This window comes from Mycobacterium sp. GA-1841 (assembly GCF_001954135.1).
In the GTDB taxonomy this organism is placed as follows: Bacteria; Actinomycetota; Actinomycetes; order Mycobacteriales; family Mycobacteriaceae; genus Mycobacterium.
Window position 1 is genome coordinate 139,737 of the sequence record NZ_MBEQ01000017.1, and the last position, 20,907, is coordinate 160,643.

At 68.3% G+C, this 20,907-nt stretch carries 21 protein-coding genes; 12 read left to right on the top strand and 9 right to left on the bottom strand.

Features of this window, described 5'->3' with window-relative positions; genetic code table 11:
- Window positions 1-26: 26 nt before the first annotated feature.
- Window positions 27-1,025 carry an SAM-dependent methyltransferase gene (locus A5740_RS05050; RefSeq protein WP_083653933.1) on the top strand — a complete coding sequence of 333 codons (999 nt, stop codon included), beginning with the start codon at window positions 27-29 and terminating at the stop codon, window positions 1,023-1,025.
- Between the two features lie 17 nt (window positions 1,026-1,042).
- On the opposite strand, the gene A5740_RS05055 is transcribed toward A5740_RS05050, so the two are convergent.
- The gene (locus A5740_RS05055) at window positions 1,043-2,590 is read right to left on the bottom strand and encodes an acetolactate synthase large subunit (protein WP_076191981.1); all 1,548 of its coding nucleotides are present in this window, start codon (window positions 2,588-2,590) and stop codon (window positions 1,043-1,045) included.
- Between the two features lie 151 nt (window positions 2,591-2,741).
- Between A5740_RS05055 and A5740_RS05060 the strand changes: the two genes are divergently transcribed.
- From A5740_RS05060 to A5740_RS05075, 4 genes are all read left to right on the top strand, one after another.
- Window positions 2,742-3,569, top strand: coding sequence for an SDR family oxidoreductase (locus tag A5740_RS05060; RefSeq protein ID WP_076191983.1), 828 nt, complete (start codon window positions 2,742-2,744; stop codon window positions 3,567-3,569).
- Window positions 3,566-4,207 (top strand): TetR/AcrR family transcriptional regulator, encoded by a 642-nt coding sequence (locus tag A5740_RS05065; protein WP_076191984.1) that lies wholly within the window; start codon window positions 3,566-3,568, stop codon window positions 4,205-4,207. Before A5740_RS05060 ends, A5740_RS05065 begins: the two co-directional genes overlap by 4 nt.
- An 89-nt stretch (window positions 4,208-4,296) precedes the next feature.
- Window positions 4,297-4,494 carry an excalibur calcium-binding domain-containing protein gene (locus A5740_RS05070; RefSeq protein ID WP_076191986.1) on the top strand — a complete coding sequence of 66 codons (198 nt, stop codon included), beginning with the start codon at window positions 4,297-4,299 and terminating at the stop codon, window positions 4,492-4,494.
- A gap of 54 nt (window positions 4,495-4,548) precedes the next feature.
- Complete coding sequence (locus A5740_RS05075; protein ID WP_254849073.1) at window positions 4,549-5,052, top strand: thermonuclease family protein; 504 nt, start codon at window positions 4,549-4,551, stop codon at window positions 5,050-5,052.
- A gap of 16 nt (window positions 5,053-5,068) precedes the next feature.
- Here the strand turns inward: A5740_RS05075 and A5740_RS05080 are convergent, their stop codons facing one another.
- Entirely contained in the window at window positions 5,069-6,865 is a 1,797-nt protein-coding gene (locus A5740_RS05080; RefSeq protein WP_076191988.1) for an Hsp70 family protein, read from the bottom strand.
- 63 nt (window positions 6,866-6,928) lie between these two features.
- Window positions 6,929-7,987, bottom strand: coding sequence for a dihydrodipicolinate reductase (locus A5740_RS05085; RefSeq protein ID WP_076192249.1), 1,059 nt, complete (start codon window positions 7,985-7,987; stop codon window positions 6,929-6,931).
- A gap of 121 nt (window positions 7,988-8,108) precedes the next feature.
- Here A5740_RS05085 and A5740_RS05090 point away from each other — a divergent pair, with 121 nt between their 5' ends.
- Complete coding sequence (locus A5740_RS05090) at window positions 8,109-8,855, top strand: SDR family oxidoreductase (protein WP_076191990.1); 747 nt, start codon at window positions 8,109-8,111, stop codon at window positions 8,853-8,855.
- A gap of 3 nt (window positions 8,856-8,858) precedes the next feature.
- Here the strand turns inward: A5740_RS05090 and A5740_RS05095 are convergent, their stop codons facing one another.
- Together A5740_RS05095 and A5740_RS05100 are read right to left on the bottom strand one after the other, a co-directional pair.
- Window positions 8,859-9,938, bottom strand: coding sequence for a DUF4185 domain-containing protein (locus A5740_RS05095; protein ID WP_076191992.1), 1,080 nt, complete (start codon window positions 9,936-9,938; stop codon window positions 8,859-8,861).
- Window positions 9,935-10,465, bottom strand: a complete 531-nt coding sequence (locus A5740_RS05100) for a hypothetical protein (RefSeq protein ID WP_076191994.1) — start codon at window positions 10,463-10,465, stop codon at window positions 9,935-9,937. The genes A5740_RS05095 and A5740_RS05100 overlap by 4 nt, the downstream gene beginning before the upstream one ends.
- A gap of 148 nt (window positions 10,466-10,613) precedes the next feature.
- Between A5740_RS05100 and A5740_RS05105 the strand changes: the two genes are divergently transcribed.
- From A5740_RS05105 to A5740_RS29010, 6 genes are read left to right on the top strand one after another with little or no spacing between them, the layout of a single operon-like run.
- Window positions 10,614-12,137, top strand: a complete 1,524-nt coding sequence (locus A5740_RS05105) for an ABC transporter substrate-binding protein (protein WP_076191995.1) — start codon at window positions 10,614-10,616, stop codon at window positions 12,135-12,137.
- Window positions 12,134-13,111: an ABC transporter permease gene (locus tag A5740_RS05110; RefSeq protein ID WP_139334939.1), complete on the top strand. Its 978-nt coding sequence runs from the start codon at window positions 12,134-12,136 to the stop codon at window positions 13,109-13,111. Before A5740_RS05105 ends, A5740_RS05110 begins: the two co-directional genes overlap by 4 nt.
- On the top strand, window positions 13,108-13,986 hold the full coding sequence (locus A5740_RS05115) for an ABC transporter permease (protein ID WP_076191997.1): 879 nt from the start codon (window positions 13,108-13,110) through the stop codon (window positions 13,984-13,986). Before A5740_RS05110 ends, A5740_RS05115 begins: the two co-directional genes overlap by 4 nt.
- The gene (locus A5740_RS05120) at window positions 13,983-15,548 is read left to right on the top strand and encodes an ABC transporter ATP-binding protein (RefSeq protein WP_076191999.1); all 1,566 of its coding nucleotides are present in this window, start codon (window positions 13,983-13,985) and stop codon (window positions 15,546-15,548) included. Before A5740_RS05115 ends, A5740_RS05120 begins: the two co-directional genes overlap by 4 nt.
- Window positions 15,549-15,551: 3 nt before the next feature.
- Window positions 15,552-16,292 carry an SDR family NAD(P)-dependent oxidoreductase gene (locus A5740_RS05125; protein ID WP_076192001.1) on the top strand — a complete coding sequence of 247 codons (741 nt, stop codon included), beginning with the start codon at window positions 15,552-15,554 and terminating at the stop codon, window positions 16,290-16,292.
- Window positions 16,289-16,669 (top strand): hypothetical protein, encoded by a 381-nt coding sequence (locus A5740_RS29010; protein WP_076192003.1) that lies wholly within the window; start codon window positions 16,289-16,291, stop codon window positions 16,667-16,669. Before A5740_RS05125 ends, A5740_RS29010 begins: the two co-directional genes overlap by 4 nt.
- Window positions 16,670-16,673: 4 nt before the next feature.
- On the opposite strand, the gene A5740_RS05135 is transcribed toward A5740_RS29010, so the two are convergent.
- The 4 genes from A5740_RS05135 to A5740_RS05150 all read right to left on the bottom strand — a co-directional run bounded on the left by A5740_RS05135 (window position 16,674) and on the right by A5740_RS05150 (window position 20,769).
- Complete coding sequence (locus A5740_RS05135; protein WP_076192005.1) at window positions 16,674-17,507, bottom strand: universal stress protein; 834 nt, start codon at window positions 17,505-17,507, stop codon at window positions 16,674-16,676.
- A gap of 78 nt (window positions 17,508-17,585) precedes the next feature.
- Complete coding sequence (locus A5740_RS05140) at window positions 17,586-19,154, bottom strand: serine/threonine-protein kinase (RefSeq protein ID WP_076192007.1); 1,569 nt, start codon at window positions 19,152-19,154, stop codon at window positions 17,586-17,588.
- Window positions 19,155-19,277: 123 nt separating this feature from the next.
- Window positions 19,278-20,534: a formamidase gene (gene fmdA / locus A5740_RS05145; protein WP_076192009.1), complete on the bottom strand. Its 1,257-nt coding sequence runs from the start codon at window positions 20,532-20,534 to the stop codon at window positions 19,278-19,280.
- A gap of 10 nt (window positions 20,535-20,544) precedes the next feature.
- Entirely contained in the window at window positions 20,545-20,769 is a 225-nt protein-coding gene (locus A5740_RS05150) for a zinc ribbon domain-containing protein (protein WP_371454716.1), read from the bottom strand.
- Window positions 20,770-20,907: the final 138 nt, after the last annotated feature.

A 20,907-nucleotide genomic window follows, 5' to 3' on the forward strand; every position in this document is an offset into this window, starting at 1 on the left:
CTGCGCCCCGCCCGCACACCGCCGGAATGACGTCGGCGATCAAGCTTCTCGAGGAAGCTGCACGTGCGGTGCCGATCCCGGAGCCACCGCAGCCGATCGTGGTCGCCGACTACGGGGCGGGTACGGCGCACAATTCGATGCAGCCGCTCAGCGCGGCGATCACCGCCATCCGCAGCCGGACCCGGCCCGAGCACTCGATTCTGGTGACGCACACCGACACCGCCGACAACGACTTCTCCACGATGTTCCGTGTGCTCCAGGACGATCCGCAGTCTTATCAGCACAAGGATTCGGCCACGTTCAGCTCGGCGGTCGGCCAGTCGTTCTACACCCAGATTCTGCCGTCGAACTGTGTGCACCTGGGCTGGTCTGCCTGGGGAGTGGTGCGGTTGGGCCGGGTGCCGATGCCGGTCACCGACCACGTCGTCGCGGCGTACTGCAACGACGATCGGGTGCGCGCTGCCTATGCCCGGCAGGCCGCCCATGATTGGCATGAGTTCATCGCCTTCCGAGGGCGTGAGTTGTTTCCGGGCGGCCGCCTGGTGGTGCTGACGATCGGGCAGGCGGACGACGGCGATTTTGGCTACCACCCGTTGTTCCGGTCCATGGTGGACACGCTGGCCGAACTGCGCACCGACGGTCTGGTCAGTGACGACGAGGTCGCCGGGATGTCGCTGCCGATCGCCGGGCGCCGTGCCGTGGATTTCACCGCACCCTTCGCTCCGTCGGGGCGGTTCGAGCGGTTGGAGATCCAGCACCTGGAACTGTTCGACGCCCAGGACCGTATCTTCAACGCCTACCGCAATGACCGGAACTCAACGGCTTTCGGCATCCGGTGGGCCGACTTCTGTCGCTTCACCGCGTTCGCCGATCTGGGCGCGGCACTCACCGGTGCCCCGGAACGGGTGCCGGCGTTCTACGAGCGGCTGCACGCCGGCATCGCGGCGCGGCTGTCCTCGGCTCCCGAGGAAATGCGGATTCCGATCGCGGCAGTGGTGTTGCAGAAGCGCCGCCGGACGTCGTGATCACACCCGCCGAGTGATCAGCGTGGCGACCAGGTCGGCAGCGCTGCGTCGATCAGGTGCGGCCCCGGCTCTGCCAGCGCCGCGCGGAACTGCTCGGCGAGCTCCTCAGCAGTGGCGGCTCTCGTGGCCGGCACACCGAATCCCTCCGCGACAGACGCGAAGTCGATGCCAGGACGGCTGAGGTCCAACAGTGAACGGGACCGCTCACCGTCGGCCCGGGTGCCAACTCGAAGCAACTCCAACTGCAGGATCGCGTAAGCGTGGTTGTTGAGGAGCACCACCGTGACGTCAAGCTGTTCACGGGCCATGGTCCACAACGCCGAGATGGTATACGCCGCACTGCCGTCGGCCTGCAGGGCGATCACCGGCCGGTCCGGGGCGGCAATGGCGGCACCGACGGCGACCGGCAGTCCCTGTCCGATCGCGCCGCCGGTCAGGGTGAGGACGTCGTGGCGCGGGGACGACGCAGTCGCAGCGGGCAGGGCCACTCCGCTGGTGTTGGCCTCGTCCGAGATGATGGCGTTCTCGGGCAGCAGGGCGGCGATCACCTGAGCCAGATTCTGCGGGTTGAGCGGGCCGGTCGGCATCACGGCCGGCTCGGCTGGCACAGCTGGGGGCAATTCCCCACCCAATTCGTCTGCCAGATCGGTCAATTCGTCGGGGTCCAGGGTGCGTACCTCCGCACCATCGGGCACGAGCACGCTCGGCTTGCCGGGGTAGGCGAAGAAGGTCACCGGCGATCTGGCCCCGACGAGGACCAGATGTGTTGCGCCCGCGAGCTGTTGAGTGGCCTGCTCGGCCAGATAACCGAGCCGCTCGATCGCCGGCACACCGCGGCCGCGGGTCAACCGGGCCGGAAAGGTCTCGACCAGGACACGCGCCCCGGTAGCCGTGCGGATCCGGTCCGCGGCCTGCAGGGCCTCGGCATCGGTGGCCCCGCCACCGAGAAGCACCACCGCGCTCTGCCCGTGCGCACGTAGCAGCTTCGCCGCGGTGGCGACGTCCGCGTCACCCGCCCTCGGGCGCTTCTCGGCGGAAACCGTGTCAGACAACGAGTTCTGCGGCGCACTACCCCAGGAGTAGTCGGCCGGAAGGATGACCGTGGCAATCCCGGGCCGCCCGGTCGCGCTGCGGATGGCGTCGTGGACGATGGCGTCGAGGTCGGCAGCTGTGGCCGGCCGGTGCACCGAGCTGTGCGTCCAGTTTCCCAACGCGTCGATGTCGGATTCCAGAGGCGCATCGAGAGCCTGGTGGTAGGTGGCGTGATCGCCGACCACATTGACCACCGGACTGAAGGCTCGACGGGCGTTGTGCAGGTTGGCCAGGCCGTTGGCCATTCCGGGCCCGAGATGCAGCAGAGTGGCCGCCGGGCGTCCGGCGATGCGGGCGTAGCCGTCGGCGGCACCGGTCGCGACGCCTTCGAACAGGCACAGCACGGGGCGCATCGCCGGGGCGGCATCCAGGGCCGCGACGAAGTGCATCTCGGAGGTACCCGGGTTGGCGAAGCACACGTCGACGCCGTCGGCGAGCAGGCGGTTCACCACCACTTCGGCGCCGGTGCTCATGAGACGCCCTCGGCGCCGACTCCACGTTTCTCGCAGGCGGTATGCACCTGTCCATCTTGATCGGCGGCCGCCCGGGAGGCCAGCCGCTGATACTTGACTGATTATCAGTCATTCTGTCACGGTATGTGTGCAACCGACGAGCGGAGCCAGCATGCGACACCGCGGGACAGACTTGACCGGCAAGAAGGCCGTCATCACGGGGGCGTCGAGCGGGATCGGACGTGAACTGGCCCTGGCGCTGGCGGCCCGCGGTGTCATGCTGGCCTTGGCCGCCCGACGCGAGGATTTGCTCGACGACCTCGCCGACGAGGTCAGCCGCGCCGGAGCGCCGCGTCCCGCCGTGCTGCCCGTGGACCTCGCCGTGTCCGGCGCGGCGGCCGATCTCGGCCACCGCGCCCTCGAAGCGCTGGGGGCGGTGGACATCGTGGTCAACAACGCCGGCACCAACCTCACCGGGGCCCAATCGCTGGTCGCCGACTCGGCCGCCGCCCGCGCGGTGTTCGAGGTGAATCTCTGGGCTCCGCTGGCCCTCACCTCGGCGCTGCTGCCCGCCATGCGCACCGCGAACGCCGGGGTGATCGTCAACATCACCTCCACCGTGCAGGCCGTGCCGCTGCCCTTGCTCGGCTATTACGCCGCCTCCAAAGCCGCACTGGCCCAGGCCACCAAGTCGCTGAGACTGGAACTCGCCGGGACCGGCGTCCGGGTGATAGAGGTGGTGCCCGGTTCGACCGACACCGCGTTGCGCGATGTCGACGAGCTGCCATGGAAGGGCGCACCGCCGCCGACCTTCCCTCCGGCGGCGCCGTCGTCCACGGCGGCCGCGATCGTCCGGGCCTTGCAACGCGGCTCGGATCGCGTGGTCCATCCCCGGTATTCCCTACTACCGCTGGAAGTTCCGGCACTGGGCCGCCTCGTCGCCGCGCTCGGTGCCCGACGCATCGACACCGGCGCGGCAACGGCGCAACCTCGGCCATGAGCATCGCCGCCAAAGCCGACCGGCGTCAGCTCATCATCGACGCGGCCCGAAAGCTGTTCGCGACACGGCCGTACGACCAGGTGACCACCGCGCAGGTGGCCAAGAATGCGGGGGTCGCCTACGGATTGATCGCCCACCACTTCGCCAACAAGCGCGGCCTGTACCTCGCGGTGATGAACGAGATCTCCGAAGAGATCGCCGCCGCGCAGACCGTGTCGGCACCCGCGGGTGCCGGCTTGGCCGATCAGTTGCGTCACGCCCTGCGCAGCCACATCGCCCACATCGACTCGTATGCCGACAGTTTTGTCGCACTCTTGCGCGGCGCACTCGGCGCCGATCCCGAACATCAGTCGGCCGTCGAGCGTCTGCGGTGGATCGGAGCCCAACGCATCCTGTTGGCCCTGGGCATCGTCGAGCCGATCGCGCCCACCTTGCGTACCGCGATGCATGGTTGGATCGGGTTCCTCGACGAGATGATGATCGACCGGATCACCCATCGCGATGTGGACATCGACGTGTTGATCGAGCTTGCCGCCACCACGCTCGCCACCACCCTGCGCACGGCAGCCGCTCTGGACACCTCGATCACCTACACCCAAGAGGCAGTCGGCGCGCTGGCGACCATCGCGGCCGGCTGAACCTCACCCATTGCCCCACGCAAGCGCGGTGGCGTACTACCATGCGATAACTTGCATTACCGACAATTCAAGATCACAAGGGAACCAAGATGTTTCGAGCACTTCTCGTCGCCGCCGCCCTGACCGCCGGAGCCATCGGGGTCGCTCCCGCGGCGCAGGCCGACCCGCCCTACCGGTACTGCAAGGACGCCTACGCCGACGGCAAGGCCAACATGACCACCGACGACCCAGGCTATGCCGAGCACCTCGACCGCGACGGCGACGGGATCGCGTGTGAGAAGAACTGACAACGGCCGGTGATTTCGACAGCGGGCGCGACCACTGCGAGGGCCGTCCTCACGGTGGTCGCGCTGCTCCTCGCCGCGTTCCTGCACCCGCCGGCGGCTGCGGCTGAGCCGATCCCGACGACAGCGGACGTACTGCGGGTGGTCGACGGCGACACCATCGACATCCGCGACGACGTGCGAGGGCGCCTGCGGGTGCGCATCCTGGGCATCGACACACCCGAGACCAAGAAGCCCGGTTACACCGTGGGCTGCTGGGGGCCGGAGGCAACGGAGTTCGCCCGGTCGAACCTGGTCGGGCAACGAGTTGCGCTGCAACCGGACCCGACACAGGACCGGACCGACCGTTACGGACGCACGCTGGCCTACCTGGTACGTGCCGACGGTTGGGATTACTCGGTGGAGGCGGCCCGGGCCGGCATGGCTCACGCGTACATCTACGACGGGCACCCGGTGACCCGCTATGGCGCGATTGCGGCTGCCGAACATGAAGCGCAGCAAGCACTTCGCGGGCTGTGGGGCCCGCCGTGTCACGGCAACACAGAGTCGGTACGGCGCTGAGGAGCGCGCGAGAGCCTCAGCCCCCGGTATGACCGCCGCCGGGGGCCGGCACCCACGGCAGGCCGGGGATCGTCGGGTACGGCGCGGTCGGGCTCCACGGCGTGTGCGTGGTGGTCGGCGGCTGGGTGGTGGTCGCCGGTGGCTGCGTGGTCGTCGGTGGCGCTTCGGTGGTCGAAGTCGGTGTGGGAGTGGGCGTCTCGACCGGCGGCGGGTTTTCCGCCACGGGCGGCGGTTCCGGGGCCGGCTCCTGAACGGTTTGCGTCACCGTCTGCGGGGCCGGCGCTTGCTCGGTCACGGTCTGCGGGACCGGAACCTCCTGCGGCGCGGGTTCGTCGACCGGCGCGGCCGGGACAGGTTCATCGTCTGCGGCCGGCGTCGTCGACGTGACCGCCTTGGTGGTGTTCGCCGGCGCAGCGGGCTCGTCGCTGCCGGCGAGAGTCACCAACGCCGCCACCACGGCAACCAGCACCGCGGCGGCACCGCCACCCACCATCACCGGCGGTCGGCGATACCAGGGTCGTGCCGCGATCTCGTCATGGTCGGTGAGCTCGCGCTCGTCGAACTCGAGCAGAGGCCGCGCCGTGGTGCGGCCGGCGGCCGGTTCGAATCCGGTGTCGAGGTCGGCTCCGTAGTCCTCGACCGGGGCGACATCGGGCACGTCGTCGGCATCCGACCAGGCCAGGGCTTGCGGCGCGGCGGGCGGCTCGGGAGCCACCAGCGCGGCAGCCATGGTCTCGGGTGCACCCGCCGAGGCGGGTGCCAGCGCGGTCATGCCGTCCTCGGCGATCCCGCGCACGGCGATCAGGCCACCGCCGATGGCCGCGGTGAGTTCCGGTTGCGCCGCGGTGATCACCGGGAGGCGGAGGTGTTCGGACAACGCCGTGGTGATCGCCGGGATCCGGGCGCCGCCACCGGTTGTGGCCACCGCCACGAGATCGCCGGGACGCAGCCCGTTGCGCTGCACCGCGTCATGGAGCACCGACAGGAACTCGCGCAGCGGTTCGGCAAGCACCTCGTCGAGCTCCTGGCGATTCAGCCGTACCTCGCTGCGGTGCCCGGGCAGTTCGGCGACGAGGGCCGTGACCGAGTCCGTCGACAGGCGTTCTTTGGCCCGCCGGCACTCACCGCGCAGCCGGCCCAGTGAGCCGATCGCCGACGTGCTCGCCAGGTCGATCGTCCCGGCCGCGGAGAGGTCGTCGACCACGTGGGTGAGCAGGCCCTGGTCGATCAGGTCACCGGACAGGTCGCTGTGCCGGAGGGTGGGCGCGATCGGCTGGAATCCGTTGCCGGCGTCGGCCAGCGTGATGCTCGTGCCGCTGCCGCCGACGTCGCACAGTGCGATCACCCCGCGCGTGGGGACACCCGGGTCGTCCTGCAGAGCGACCAGCGCCGCCGACGCATCGGGGGTCAGTATCGGATCACCGAAGTCCGCGATCGTGGCCAGCGCGGACCGCAGGGCCGCGACCTGGTTGGGCCGCCAGTGCGCGGGATGTGTGACGACGATGGGGTCCACGGGCGGACGGCCCCCGGTCAGGGTGTGCAACAGCGCCCCGAGCGCGTCGGCGACCAGGTCTTCGCCCCGGTGCGTCGAGCCGTCGGAGGCCAGTATCCCGACCGGGTCGCCCACCCGGTCGACGAAGTCGGTGAGGATCAGCCCGCGCTCGTTCAGGTTCGGGTTTTCGCTGGGTACGCCCACTTCGGGCGCCCGGTGGCCGAAGAGCGTCAGCACCGGCGATCGCGTCACCGCAGCCCGGCCCACCAACACCGCCCGCAGGTTGGTCGATCCGACCGACAACCCGATCCCGTCCGCCATGTCACCTCGTTTCGAGAAGAACCCTATCCGGTAGTCCATCTCGATTGACGGCGCTGGCGTTACCTAGCGAATGGTGCCCAGACCAGGAATCAAAGGTAGGTCCAGGGGCGTCACCCATCCTGGCGAATGATCGTTGACCGCGGGCACGGCATTGAGCGCCCGCAACCCGGTGGCCAGGCAGCCCGCGGCCGCGGCGTCGCGCCCCGAGCCGTCGGTGAACCGGAACGCGGTCTCCTGAGAAATGCTCGGGGTGCCTTCGATGTCGACGCGGTAGACGTCGTTGTCGTTCCCCGACGGCCAGTCCGGGGCCGCGTCGAGGCCGATGCGGTTGACGTGCTCGAGCTGGATGCGGGTCTCGCCACGGTAGACGCCGTTGATGGTGAACCGCACCGCGGCCACATTGCCGGGGGCGATGATCCCCTTGGCCGATTTGCGCTCGTCGGGCGTGATCCACTTGTCCCACGTGGTGGTGATCGCATCGAGTTCGATCCCGGCGGCGTGCGCGATCATCGGAACGGTTGCGCCCCAAGCGAAGATGAGGATGTCCGGGGTTTCCAGCAGCGCTCGGTGCTCGGGCGGCTTGCCGATGCCCATCTCGAATTCGTAATCGCCGGTGTAGTTCGTGTAATCCAGCAGTTCCGAGGCCCGCACCCGTCGCACCTCCGAGCACAACCCCATCAACGTCATCGGGAACAGGTCGTTGGCGAATCCGGGGTCGATGCCGGTGGTGAAGCACGACGCCCCGCCCACCTCGCAGGCCTCGGTGATGGGATCGATCCAGGCCGGCGGGTTCAGATGCATCTGCGGCCACACCCAGGGGGTCATCGCAGTGGAGCAGACGTCGATGCCGGCACGCAGGAACCGGGTGATCACGTCGATGTTGACGTCGGCATGCGCGGCCGTGGGCCCGTAGTGCACGACGGCGTCCGGCCGCAGTGCGATGAGCGCCTCGATGTCGTCGGTCGCCTCGACCCCGACCGCGGCGCCGAGCGAGCAGATCTCCCCCACGTCGCGGCCCACCTTGTCCGGGTTGCTGACCCCGACGCCGACGAGTTCGAACTGCGGATGCTTGAGGATCTCGGCGATCACCATGCTGCCCACAAACCCGGTGCCCCAGACCACGACGCGTTTCGTCACGCCCCCACCATAGGTGATGTGAGTCACACGGGGAATCTTCCCGGTGCGATCAGCTTTGATCCCAACATCATTCGCGTTCATCGACCACCTACGAAGGACCGACATCATGACCACAGCAACATTGACCGGCCGCCGGGCCCTGGTAACCGGCGGTTCCCGCGGCATCGGTGCGGAGATCGTGCGACGGCTCGCCGCCGACGGCGCCGCGGTGGCGTTCACCTACGGTTCCTCAGCGGTCGAGGCGGAGAAGCTGGCCGCCGAGGTGGCCGCGAACGGTCAGACCGCGTTCCCGATCCAAGCCGACAGCGCAGATCCGGCCCAGGTTTCCGCCGCCGTGGCGCAGGCCGTCAGTGAACTCGGCGGACTCGACGTGCTGGTGAACAACGCCGGCACGGCCCACATCGCACCGATCGACGACTTCCCGCAGGAGCAGTTCGACCGCCTGGTGGCGGTCAACATCGGCGGGGTGTACTCGGCGATCCGCAGTGCCGTCGGTCATCTCGGTGAGGGCGCGCGCATCATCAACATCGGCAGTATCAACGCCGATCGGGTGCCCACCGGCGGGACATCCGTGTATGCCATGACCAAGGGCGCGGTCTCCTCGCTGACCCGGGCGCTGGCCCGCGAGTTGGGTCCGCGCGGGATCACCGTCAACAATGTGCAGCCGGGTCCGATCGCCACCGACCTGAACCCCGATGAAGGTGAATTCGCCGACGCGGTAAGGCAGACCACGGCCCTGGGCCGCTACGGGCACACCAGCGACATCGCCTCGGTGGTGAGCTTCCTGGCCGGCCCCGAGTCCGGATACGTCACGGGCGCCAACTGGAACGTCGACGGCGGATTCACCGCCTGAGACTCACAGGTTGACGGGGTCCTGCGGCTCCGGCGTCACGGCGGTGTCCTTCAGCTTGGCCTTGAATTGCATTGCCCGGTAAGGCCATCCGCCTTTGGTGTGCCATTGCGACACCACCAGTCCGACGCCGCCGGTGATGCCGAACCGGGAGCCCGGCAGCAGGTAGCCGCCGTAGAGTTGAGCCACCTGGCCGGCCACGTGATCCTCGGCTTCCCACGACGACCCGAGAATCGGGGTCTGGATCGGTGTGGTGTGCATGTTGGCCACCGGTGCGGCCACCACCCGGTAGCCCAGCGCATAGGAGGACGCCAGAAATCCGCCCAGCACCCAGGTGCCGGGTGCGGTGCGACGGAACGTCAATTCACCCCAGCGCTCACCGACCGGCGTGATGGGCGTGGCCCGATGGCCCCAGCCCCAATGCCCGCCCGTGAAACCCCAACTCCAGTACTGGGAACGCCGGCCGATGTCCTCCGGGCGCACGCGCATCAGGATGATGCCCTTGTCGCGTTGAAAACCGGTCGCCGCCACGTATACCCAGCCGTCGCCGGGATCGAAGTCCCACGACCAGCACTGGGCGTGGCCGTCATGGAAATCGGCCGGGAACTTGGCGTGATCGCCCAGATGCATCCAGGACACCCCGCAATCGTCGGAGCGCCAGATCTCCGTCCATGCGACGGTGCCGAAGCCGCGATTGACGATCGCATGCAGATACAGCGAGTCACCGACGCACAGCAGATCCGATGGGATCACGGTGCTGATGCCGCCGCGGCGCCATCCCGAAGCAGCGTCGTCGTGAATGTAGTGCCAGAGCTGTCGCGCGTAGGCAGGATCGGGGCCGCCCGCTGATTCGTAGACGATCTCGTGGTTGGCATCACCGGTGCCGATCAGCACCACCGGGGACCGCCAATCTCCTTGTCCGACACGGCGCCCAGAGAAGGTGTCGCCGAACACGGACACCAACTTCCCGTTGGGGGCGGTCACCGACGCGCCGAGATCGGTGCAGGTGACCCCGAACCGGTCGGTGCGGCCGGGACCGGTGATGTCGGCGACCTTGCCGTCGAGTAGCGGGACGGCACCGCTCACATGCACAAGCGCAGGCCCCAGGTTTGGCAGTTCAGCGGATAGACGTCGACCGGAAGCGGCAGTGGTCGATCGTATTTCAAGGTGAACGGGAAGGTGTGCACCGCAGGCGCCAGCCCGCAATCGGCATTGTTGGAGACCGAGCGGGTGCCGGTCAGCGACACGTCGTCGAATTTGTACGTCTCGTTGGTCTTCGCCCACGTGCCGTCGGCGCACTGGATGCCTTCGAGCACGTCGGTCGAGAAGACCCACTGCCCGTCGGTCAGTCGCGCATCGCCGCCCTTGGTGCCGCGCGTCGTCTCGACGTGTAACCGGCAGGCCACGGCGAGCTCGAGCGGCTCACGCAGATCTCCGACCGTCGGCACACACGAGGGGTAGACCGACCACGTCTCGTGCCCCAGTCCTTCCTGCACGTAGTTGTACACCCCCTGCATCACGGGTTCGGCCTGCGCCGGTGCCGTGCCCGTGGTGAGCCCGGTGGCGAACGCGATTGTCAGGGCGGCCGTGGCGGCGATTCGCTTGAACGTCACAATGGGTGAGTATCGCAGTCTTCATCAGCGTCGTCACCGATATGGGTCCGGACAGCCCTGTCCGGGCCCCCGGGGCGGCCCCAGCGGGCGAGCGTATCGGCGGATCGCCCGCGGTGACCCTGGAGAGATCGTGACCACACGACCAGCGGTGAAAGCGTTGGCAGCAGTCCTGGTGTTCGTGCTGGCTGCCTGTTCGGCGGCATGTTCGACGGGCAGTCGAGTGGACCTCGGCGCCGGATCGTCGGGCAATCTGATCGCGGCGATCGCCGGGGAACCCGACCAACTCGACCCCCATCGCACCAGTGCCTACTTCTCCTTCGAGGTGTTGGAGAACGTGTTCGACACGCTCGTCGAACCCGACGAGAACCTGCAGATGCGTCCCGCGCTGGCGCAGTCCTGGGAAGTCAGCCCCGACCAGCTCGTCTGGACGTTCCACCTGCGCCCCGGCGTGCGCTGGCATGACAGCAGCCCGTTGACCGCCGAGGACGTCGTGTATTCCTACCGTCGCATCATCGACGAACAGCTGACGAACGTCGACAAGTTCAGTGCGGTCACCGACGTCAGCGCGCCGGATCCGGCCACCGTGCGGATCACGGTCCGACACCCCACGCCCAACCTCCTGACCAACCTGGGCGGGTTCAAGGGCATGGCGATCGTGCAACGCGCCAACGTCGAGAGCGGCCAGATCGCCACTCATCCCGTCGGCACCGGCCCGTTCTCGTTCGCCGGACGCAAAAGCGGCGACTCGATCACGCTGAAGGCCAACCCGCAGTACTGGGGCGGCGCGCCCCCGATGTCGGGGGTGACGTTCCGGTTCATCTCCGAACCGTCCACCGCGCTGTCGGCGTTGCAGGCCGGCGAGATCGACTGGACGGATTCGGTGCCACCGCAGCGCGTCGCCCAGTTGCGCGACGACGACTCGCTGACGCTGGCGGTCACCCCCGGTAACGACTACTGGTATCTGGCGCTGAACGAGGCCCGCGCACCCTGGAACGATCCCCGGGTGCGCCAGGCGATCGCGTACGGCATCGACCGTGATGCGATCGCGGCGGCGACAAGCTACCGCACCGCGGCGGTCAACCAGCTGGCCATCCCGCGTGGCAGCCCCTGGTTCACCGACTACCACCGCTACCGCTATGACCTGGACCAGGCACGGCGGCTGCTCCAGGACGCCGGTGCGGCTCCACGAGATCTCGACATGCTGGTCACCAGTGAATACCCGGAGACGGTGACAGCGGCCCAGATCATCGCCGACAACCTTGCGCCCCTTGGCATCACGGTGAACATCCGGACGGTGGACTTCGCCACGTGGCTCGACGAACAGAACACCGGCCACTTCGACATGCTGATGATGGGATGGCTGGGCAACATCGACCCGGACGACTTCTACTACGCACAGCACCACACCGACGGGACCAGCAACGCCCAGAAATTCTCCGATCCCGAGGTCGACCGGCTGCTGGACGCCGGCCGCACCGAGACCGATGTCGCCAACCGAAAGGACATCTACGCCAAGGCGGCGACCCGGATCGCCGATCAGGTCAGCTACATCTACCTGTACAACCCGTCGGTGATCCAGGCCTGGGCCAACAACTTGTCGGGTTACCAGGTGCGTCGCGACGGCGCTGTTCGCTTCCGCACCGCCGACCTCGACGGAGGGGAAAACCGGTGAACCTGAGCACATTCCGGGAAAGACACCCGATCGCCGAGTTCCTCGGCCGGCGGCTGCTGTACTCCGCGGTGGTGCTCATCGGCGTGCTGGTGGTGGTGTTCGCCCTGGTTCACCTGGTCCCCGGCGACCCGGTCCGCATCGCGCTGGGCACCCGCTACACCCCGCAGGCCTACGACGCGCTGCGGACGGCCAGCGGCATGGACCGCCCCATCGTCGAGCAGTTCTTCTCCTACCTCGGCTCGGCGCTGACCGGCGATCTCGGCGTGAGTTTCCGCAACGGCGACCCGGTCACCGTCACGCTGCTGGACCGGCTGCCGGCAACGCTGTCGCTCGGGGTGGTCGGCATCCTGATCGCGTTGACGCTCGCCGTGCCCGCCGGCATCTTCTCCGCGCTGCGGGAAGGCCGGGTCAGTGACGCCATCGTGCGGATCGGCAGTCAGTTCGGCGTTTCGGTGCCGGATTTCTGGTTGGGCATCCTGCTGATCGGGCTGTTCGCCTCGACGTTGGGCTGGCTGCCCACCTCGGGCTACCGGCCGCTGCTGAGCGATCCCGGTGGCTGGTTGCGCCACATCGTCCTGCCGGGGCTGACGGTGGGTCTGGTGGCCGGTGCGATCATGACCCGCTACGTACGCTCGGCGGTCCTCGAGGTCGCCGCCATGGGCTATGTCCGAACCGCACGGTCGAAGGGGCTGGCGCCACCGGTGGTGACCTTTCGCCACATCGTGCGCAATGCGTTGCTTCCGGTGTTGACCATCACCGGAATTCAGCTGGCCACGATCCTGGGTGGCGTGATCGTGGTCGAAGTGGTGTTTGCCTGGCCCGGTTTGGGCCGGTTGGTGTTCAATTCCGTTGCGGCACGGGACTACCCGGTGATCCAGGGCGCGGTGTTGTTGATCGCGGTGCTGTTCTTGCTCATCAATCTGCTGGTGGATGTCCTGTATGCCCTCGTCGACCCGAGGATCCGGCTGTCATGACCACCACCCGGAATTCCCGCGTCGCGTCCTGGCGGCTGCTGTTGGCCAATCCGGTGACAGCGGTCAGTGCCGCCGTGCTGCTCATCGTCGCGGTGGTGGCGCTCACCTCGTCGTGGATCGCCCCGTACGGCATCAACGACATCGACGTGCCCACCGCACTTCAGGGCCCGAGCCCAGAGCACTGGTTCGGCACCGACGAGCTCGGCCGGGATGTGTTCTCGCGTGTGCTGGTGGCGATCGCGGCATCGCTTCGGGTGGCGGTGGTTTCGGTGCTGTTGGCCGCGGTGGCCGGGGTGCTGATCGGCGTGATCGCCGGCTACCGGGGCGGCTGGATCGACACCGTGGTGATGCGCATCGTCGACGTCATGTTCGCGTTTCCGGTGCTGCTGCTGGCGTTGGCGATCGTGGCGATTCTGGGTCCGGGCGTCACCACCACGATGTTGGCCATCGGGATCGTCTACATCCCGATCTTCGCCCGGGTGGCGCGGGCCTCGGCTCTGGGTGTGCGGGTGGAGCCGTTCGTCGCGGTGTCGCGCAGCATGGGTACCGGCGACGGATACATCCTGGCCCGGCACATCCTGCCGAACATCGCCGGGCCGTTGATCGTTCAACTCTCGCTGTCGCTGGCATTCGCGATCCTGGCCGAGGCGGCGCTGTCCTTTCTGGGGCTGGGTATCCAGCCACCGCAGCCGTCGCTGGGCCGGATGATCTTCGACGCGCAGGGTTTCGTCACCCTGGCCTGGTGGATGGCCGTGTTCCCGGGCGCGGCGATCTTCGTGATGGTGTTGGCGTTCAACCTGTTCGGCGACGGGCTGCGCGACGTGCTCGATCCCAAGCAGCGCACCGCCATCGAGGCCAGAAGGGGGCGTGGATGAACCAGCCGGTACTCAAGGTCGGCGATCTGCACGTGAGGATCGGCCGCCGCGAGATCGTGCGCGGGGTGTCGTTCGAGGTGCACCGTGAGCAGACGGTCGGCATCGTGGGCGAGTCGGGTTCGGGCAAATCCATGACCGTGCTGGCCGCCACCGGCCTGCTCGATGCCCCAGGCGCAGTGGTCACCGGCGACAGCACACTGTCCGGTGGCGCCCGATTGATCGGTGCGTCGGCGCGCACACTACGTACCGTGCACGGCAGCCGGATCGGGTTCGTCTTCCAGGATCCCGGGACATCGCTGAACCCGCTGCTGACCTTGGAACGCCAGATCACCGAAACGCTTCAGGCCCACCGCAAGTCGACCCGGCGTCAGGCCCGCACCCGCGCCGGTGAGCTGCTCGACGCGGTCGGGCTTTCTCCCGATCGGCTCGACGCCTACCCGCACCAACTGTCCGGCGGGCAGCGCCAACGGGTGATGATCGCCATCGCGCTGGCCTGCGATCCGGAACTGCTCATCGCCGACGAGCCGACCACCGCCCTCGATGTCACCACCCAGGCCCAGATCATCGAACTGGTCGCCGCCCTGCAACGGGATTTCGGGACGGCGGTGGTGTGGATCAGCCACGATCTCGGCGTCATCGGGCAGGTGGCCGATGAGGTGACCGTGCTGCGCGACGGCGAGGTCGTCGAGCAGGCGCCGATCCTCGACGTGTTCGACCGTCCACAACACCCCTACACCCGTGAATTGCTCGAGGCCCGCCCGCTGGTCGACGGCGCCGGGCCCGATCCCGCCCCGGCTGAATCTCCGGTCATGCTGCAGGTCAACGGAATTGACGTCCGCTACGGTGCGGTGCGCGCCGTCAAGGACGTCTCGTTCGAGATCCGGCGGGCCACCACACTCGGGATCGTCGGTGAATCGGGGTCGGGCAAATCGACGGTGGCCGCGGCGCTGACCGGGCTGGCCACCCCGTCGGCGGGCACCGCCACGCTCGACGGACTCGACGTCGTCGCCGGTGGGCGTGATGTGCGCCGGCGGATCAGCCTGGTGTTCCAGGACCCGTTCTCCTCGCTCGATCCCCGTGCCCGGGTCAGCGCCGCGATCGGTGAGCCGCTGCGCGTGCACCGGTTGGCCACAGGGCGTCGCGGCCGCGCCGATCGGATCGCTCAACTCCTCGAAATGGTCGGCCTGACCGAGGATTTCGCCTCCCGCTATCCCCACGAACTGTCGGGCGGCCAGCGGCAACGGGTCAGCATCGCCCGCGCCCTGGCCACCGAACCCGACGTGCTGATCCTCGACGAATCCACGGCGTCACTGGACGTGTCGGTGCAGGCGCGGGTGCTGGACCTGCTGGCGGACCTGCAGCGCGAACTGGGATTGACCTACCTGTTCATCGCGCACGATCTGGCGGTGGTGCACCGCATGTGCCACGACGTGCTGGTGATGCGCTCCGGTGAGGTGGTCGAGTACGGCCCGGCCGAGCGGTTGTTCACTGCCCCTGAGCACGAGTACACCCGCACGCTGCTGGCCGCGATCCCACCGGCGCGCCCGCGTGAGAAGGTCTAACCCATGACTGCACTTGATGGAAAGGTCGCGTTGGTCACCGGCGCCTCGTCGGGGCTCGGCGCGGCGGTGGCCCAATTGTTCGCCGCCCGCGGCGCCTCGGTGTTCGGTGTGGCCCGCGACGCCGAACGGATGGCGACGGTGTTCGACGAGGTGCCGGGCGGCGCCTATGCGTCGGTCGACATCTCGTCGTCGGAGGCCTGCCGCGACGCCGTGGCGCAGTGCGTCGAGAAGTTCGGCCGCCTCGATGCCCTGATCAACGTGGCGGGTTTTCACCAGATGCGCCGCACCCTTTCCGTGACCGATGACGATTGGGACAAGGATCTCGCGGTCAACCTCAACGGGCCGTTCTTCCTGTGCCGGGCCGCTCTGCCACATCTGTTGGAAACCGGTGGCAACATCGTCAACGTCGCATCCATCGCCGGCATCGAAGGCGAGGTGTATTCGGCGGGGTACTGCGCGGCCAAGCACGGTCTGGTCGGTCTCACCCGCGCTCTGGCCATCGAGTTCACCTCGGAGCGGCTGCGGGTCAACGCGGTGTGTCCGGGCGGAATGATCACCCCGCAGACCACCGAGTTCGCCGCGCCGGAGGACGCGGACTGGAATCTGATCATGCGGATCGCCGCCCCCCGCGGGATGATGGACGTGGCCGATGTCGCCAAGACCATCGCGTTTCTGGCCAGTGACGACGCGGCCGCCGTGCACGGCGCGGTCTACATCGTCGATGCCGGGAAGACGGCGGGATGAGCGCCATCGCCGGTTCGCGGGCGACGCATCACAGTGTGGCAGTCGCCGGATCGGCGGCCACCGCATCCAGTGTCGCGGTGGCCGGTTCGGCTGCGACAGTCTCCAGCATCGCGGTGGCGGGCTCGGCGGCCACCGCGTCCAGCGCCGTGGTGGCCGGCTCGGCGGCCACGGCCGGCAGCGCCGTGATCGCCGGAAGTGCGCTCACCGCACTGTCTTTCGCGATGCTGAACTGCCTGGCCTGTATCGGCTGCTTCGCATGTCTGCGGTGTGTGGGCTGTGTGGGTTGTGCTCGCTGCCGCGACTGCGTCGGATGCGTGGGCTGCTACAACTGCTCGGGTCTGCGCAACGCGCGCGGTCTGCGCAACGTGCACGTTTGAGGCACTAACCGCCCGGCACCACCAGCACGGGCCGGTAGGTGCGTTGCAGCGTCGTGCTCGCCACGCTGCCCAGCAGTACCTTCTTCAGCCCGGACCGGCCCCGTGAACCCACCGCCACCACGGCGGCCCGCTGTTCGTCGGCGAAAGCCACGAGAGCGTCGGCGGTGGCTCCGGCGCCGGACCCGCGGAACCGGGGCACCCGTTGTGCCCCCTCGACCGCACTGTCCTCGGTGCCGTCGTCGGTGCCGTCTTGGACGGCCACCGCGATCACCTCGCGGTCGGTGAACAGGCCTCGGGCCACCGCCAGCGCGTGATCGGAACCGGCGGAGCCGTCGACGCCGACCACCACGGGACCATGGGCCACCGCGTCGTACTCGGCGGTGATCATGGTCTGCGACACCACGAGCACCGGGCGAGATGAGTGGTGTACCACCAGATCTGACACGCTGCCCAGCTTCGAGTCGGCCGCGCCGAGCCCGCGGGCACCGACGATCAGGACGTCGGGTGCGATCTGCTCGGCCACCTGGGCCAGCCCCAGGCCCTCCCCCGCCCAGGTGCGTTTGACCAGTGCCTCACCTTGCCAACCGGCGGCGCGGGCCAGGGTCACGCCGGTCTCGACCACTCGGGCGGCCTCGTGATCGCTTTCGGTGTCCACGAGATCGATCAGCTCGTCGACGTTGCGCGCCGAGTGGCGCAACCGGGCACGCAACCCTTTGCTGCCGAACGGCGGTGTGCACAGATAGACGACGACCGCCTCGGCCGCCGGGAACAGCACGGCGCCATTGCTGATCGCCGCATTGGCCGCGAGCGACCCGTCATAGCCGAGCACTACCTTCATCTGCGTCCCCTGTCCCGTTGCGTTCGGTTCCAGCCTAAAGGGATCGGTTACCAGCGCGATTTTCGAATTCGGACAATGTCAGCGCTCGCCGTACGCCAGCGGCGGCTCAGACGAGTCGACATGCCCATAGCTGCTGATGGTCAGCCCGTCAGGGCCCACCTCGTAGCGCGCGCCGTCGGCCGGATTGACCGCCACGAAGCCGTCACCCGAGCGCTGGGCGGTCGGAATCTGCAAGTTCGCACCGTCGCTGAGCCGCTCGCCGCGGTAGGAGAAACTGTCCGGACCGTTCTGACAGATCACCGCCAATGAGGATTCGGTACGGATCACCGCCGCCGGGGTACTGCCTTCGGGGCAGCGCGCGGTGTGGCCGACGAAACCCTGCTCATCGGTGCCGCTGACACCGGCCGTCGCCGACCCGCTCGAGGTCGTGGTCGGCGCCGCAGAGGTTTCGCTCGGTGGGTTCGGCGGGCTGAGCGTCTCCCGCGTCGAGGCACCGTCGCCTCCGCTGGCCAAAAAGGCCGCCAGCACCGCGGCGATGCCGAGCAGCACCACCGACACCAGGATCAGGGTGAGCTGGGCGCGGCTGAGCCGCGGTTTGCCCGCCGATTTGCGTACCGGTGCCGGGGCCTGCGGCGGTGTGGGCGGGTACGGGGTGTAGCCGGTGTGGTCGGGGTTGGGGTAGATCGACGAGAATTCGCGAGTACCCGGCGGTTGAGCCGGCGGCACTGCGCGGGGCGGTGGCGTGGGCCGGGGTGTCACCGCGGGGGCGGCCGGTAGAACCGGTGCACTCTCCACCGCCGGCGCCGCACCGGGGGTCAAGGCGGCCCGGGCCGCCTTGGCCAACTCCCCCGCGCTGCCATAGCGGTGCCCGGCGTCCTTGGCCATGCCCTTGGCCACCACGTCGTCGAACGCGCGCGGTATGCCGCGGCGCATGATGCTGGGCCGCGGCGGCGGGGAGAACATGTGCGCGCTCATCAATTGGCGCAGGTCACCGGTCTCGAACGGCGGCCGTCCGACCAGCATTTCGTAGAGCAGACAGGTGAGTGCATAGACATCGGCGGCCGGTCCGACCGTGCCGCCGGAGAACCGCTCGGGCGCCATATAGGCGCTGGACCCGATCAGCACGCCCGTCATCGTCACGCTGGCCTCACCGCCGATGTGGGCGATGCCGAAATCGACGAGGTAGGCGAAGTCGTCGGCCGTCAGCAGCACGTTCTCCGGCTTGATGTCGCGGTGCACCAGGCCGTCGGCGTGCGCGGCGTCCAACGCCGCGGCCACCTGACCCACGATCGAGGTGGCGCGCGACGGATCCAGCGGGCCGTTGGTCCGCAACAGCTCCTTGACGCTGGCGCCCTCGACCAGGCGCATGTCGATGAACAGCACTCCGTCGATCTCGCCGAAATCGTGCACCGGGATCACGTGCGGTTCCTGCAGCCGCGCCGCCACCCGGGACTCCCGCCGGAACCGCTCCTGGAAGCTCGGGTCGGCGGCGATCTCGGTGCGCAGTAATTTGACCGCCACCATGCGTTCCTTGACCGTGTCGTAGGCCCGGAAGACCTCCCCCATGCCACCGACACCGATCAGCGACTTCAGTTCGTACGGTCCGAACCGGGTGCCGAGGCGCGAGGCACCGGGAGGCGGGGTCATTTCACGATCCTTTCCGGTGGCACCAAGCCCCCGACAAGGCGCGCACATCTGGAGTCCGACTGATCTCGGTGACGAGGATAGTTCGACTCCGGCCCGGTCCGCCCGACCCGACGCCCCGCGACGTCAGCCGAACGACGAGTGCGGTGCCCCGATGCCCGGGTCGATCTGCACCGGCCCGGAAGCCGAGGGCGCGACCGGGAAATCGAAGATGGCGGTCGGAATGTACACCGTCGCACAGGCATTCGGGATGTCGACGACGCCGGACAACCTGCCTTCGATCGGCGCGGCGCCCAGCAGCAGGTAGGCCTGCTCGGGGCTGTATCCGAATTTCGTCAGATAGTCGATCGCGTGCAGGCAGGCCCGCTGATAGGACAGGTGGGAGTCGAGGTAACGCTGCTCCCCGTCAAGGGTCACCGAGGTGCCGGAGAACGCCAGCCACTCCGAGTACTGCGGATCGGTGTTGCCGGGCATGAAGATGGCGTTCTCGCTCACCCCGTAGGTCTCCATGCCGCCGGGGATGACGTCGACGCGCAGATCGATGAAGCCGCCCATCTCGATGGCTCCGCAGAAGGTGATCTCGCCGTCTCCCTGGGAGAAATGCAGGTCGCCGACCGAGAGGTTGGCGCCGTCGACATACACCGGGTAGAACACCCGGCTGCCCTTGGTGAGGTTCTTGATGTCCTGATTGCCACCGTTCTCGCGCGGTGGGGCGGTGCGGGCCGCCTCGCCGGCGGCTTTGGTGAAGGCCTCCCCGGTCAGGCCACCGAGGATCGCGTCACGCGGCTCCGGCGGAAGCGCCAGCGGCGGGACCCGGTCGGGGTCGGTGGCGATCAGCGCCGCCTCGCGGGTGTTCCACTTGGCCAGCAGCCCGGTCGACGGTGCGGTGCCCATCAGACCGGGGTGCACGATGCCGGTGAACTCCACGTGCGGCACGTGCCGAGACGTCGCCTTCTGCCCGGAGAAGTCCCAGATCGCCTTGTAGGCGTCGGGGAATTGATCGGTGAGGAACCCGCCGCCGTTGAGCCTCGGGAAGATGCCCGTGTAACCCCACCCCTGGCCGGCCAGCGGTCCGGAATCCTCTTGCGGGATCGGGCCGACGTCGAGAATGTCGACGATCAGCAGGTCACCGGGCTTTGCGCCCTCGACCGCGATCGGGCCGGACAGCACGTGCACGGTGGTCAGCGGCGCGTTGAGGATGTCGTCGGCGGAATCGTCGTTGACGATCGCGCCGTCGAACCACTCGCGACAGTGCACCCGGAACGAGTCGCCCTGTTTGACCGTCACCGCGGCCGGGATGTCGGGATGCCACCGGTTGTGGCCGAGCTTCTCCTGATCGGTGAACTTCTTGGTCGAGTCGAGCGGGAAGACAACCTCGGGCATCGATCCTCCTTCAGGGACGGGGCAACTTTTGATGAAGCGGATTGGTGGTGACCTTCTGCCGTCGGCCGCCCGGTGGTGGTCCGGCCACCACCGCGGGACGATCGGCAGTCGCGCGCGTCGCATCCTGAAGCGCCATGGGGGTCGAGCCGCCACGACCCAGGTTCGGCGAAGCGATGGTCCTCCGGGCCTGGCCCCGACAGTCCGGGCAGTCGATGGCGTCGGGACGGGAACTCATCGGATACAGCCTTTTCGTCACGCCGCAACCGGAATCACAACGAAATTCGTAGAGAACCAACGGGTTTCCTTGCCGATTTAGTACGGATACGACGCATGCGACGTTACCTATACATGCCGCTTTTGGCGCGCCGATTCG

What these genes read in the sequence shown, in the direction of transcription:
- A5740_RS05050 (WP_083653933.1), top strand. Translation starts at nt 27, where the DNA reads ATGACGTCGGCGATCAAGCTTCTCGAGGAAGCTGCACGTGCGGTGCCG.
- A5740_RS05055 (WP_076191981.1), bottom strand. Translation starts at nt 2,590, where the DNA reads ATGAGCACCGGCGCCGAAGTGGTGGTGAACCGCCTGCTCGCCGACGGC.
- A5740_RS05060 (WP_076191983.1), top strand. Translation starts at nt 2,742, where the DNA reads ATGCGACACCGCGGGACAGACTTGACCGGCAAGAAGGCCGTCATCACG.
- A5740_RS05065 (WP_076191984.1), top strand. Translation starts at nt 3,566, where the DNA reads ATGAGCATCGCCGCCAAAGCCGACCGGCGTCAGCTCATCATCGACGCG.
- A5740_RS05070 (WP_076191986.1), top strand. Translation starts at nt 4,297, where the DNA reads ATGTTTCGAGCACTTCTCGTCGCCGCCGCCCTGACCGCCGGAGCCATC.
- A5740_RS05080 (WP_076191988.1), bottom strand. Translation starts at nt 6,865, where the DNA reads ATGGCGGACGGGATCGGGTTGTCGGTCGGATCGACCAACCTGCGGGCG.
- A5740_RS05090 (WP_076191990.1), top strand. Translation starts at nt 8,109, where the DNA reads ATGACCACAGCAACATTGACCGGCCGCCGGGCCCTGGTAACCGGCGGT.
- A5740_RS05115 (WP_076191997.1), top strand. Translation starts at nt 13,108, where the DNA reads ATGACCACCACCCGGAATTCCCGCGTCGCGTCCTGGCGGCTGCTGTTG.
- A5740_RS05120 (WP_076191999.1), top strand. Translation starts at nt 13,983, where the DNA reads ATGAACCAGCCGGTACTCAAGGTCGGCGATCTGCACGTGAGGATCGGC.
- A5740_RS05125 (WP_076192001.1), top strand. Translation starts at nt 15,552, where the DNA reads ATGACTGCACTTGATGGAAAGGTCGCGTTGGTCACCGGCGCCTCGTCG.
- A5740_RS29010 (WP_076192003.1), top strand. Translation starts at nt 16,289, where the DNA reads ATGAGCGCCATCGCCGGTTCGCGGGCGACGCATCACAGTGTGGCAGTC.
- A5740_RS05135 (WP_076192005.1), bottom strand. Translation starts at nt 17,507, where the DNA reads ATGAAGGTAGTGCTCGGCTATGACGGGTCGCTCGCGGCCAATGCGGCG.
- A5740_RS05140 (WP_076192007.1), bottom strand. Translation starts at nt 19,154, where the DNA reads ATGACCCCGCCTCCCGGTGCCTCGCGCCTCGGCACCCGGTTCGGACCG.
- fmdA (WP_076192009.1), bottom strand. Translation starts at nt 20,534, where the DNA reads ATGCCCGAGGTTGTCTTCCCGCTCGACTCGACCAAGAAGTTCACCGAT.
- A5740_RS05150 (WP_371454716.1), bottom strand. Translation starts at nt 20,769, where the DNA reads ATGAGTTCCCGTCCCGACGCCATCGACTGCCCGGACTGTCGGGGCCAG.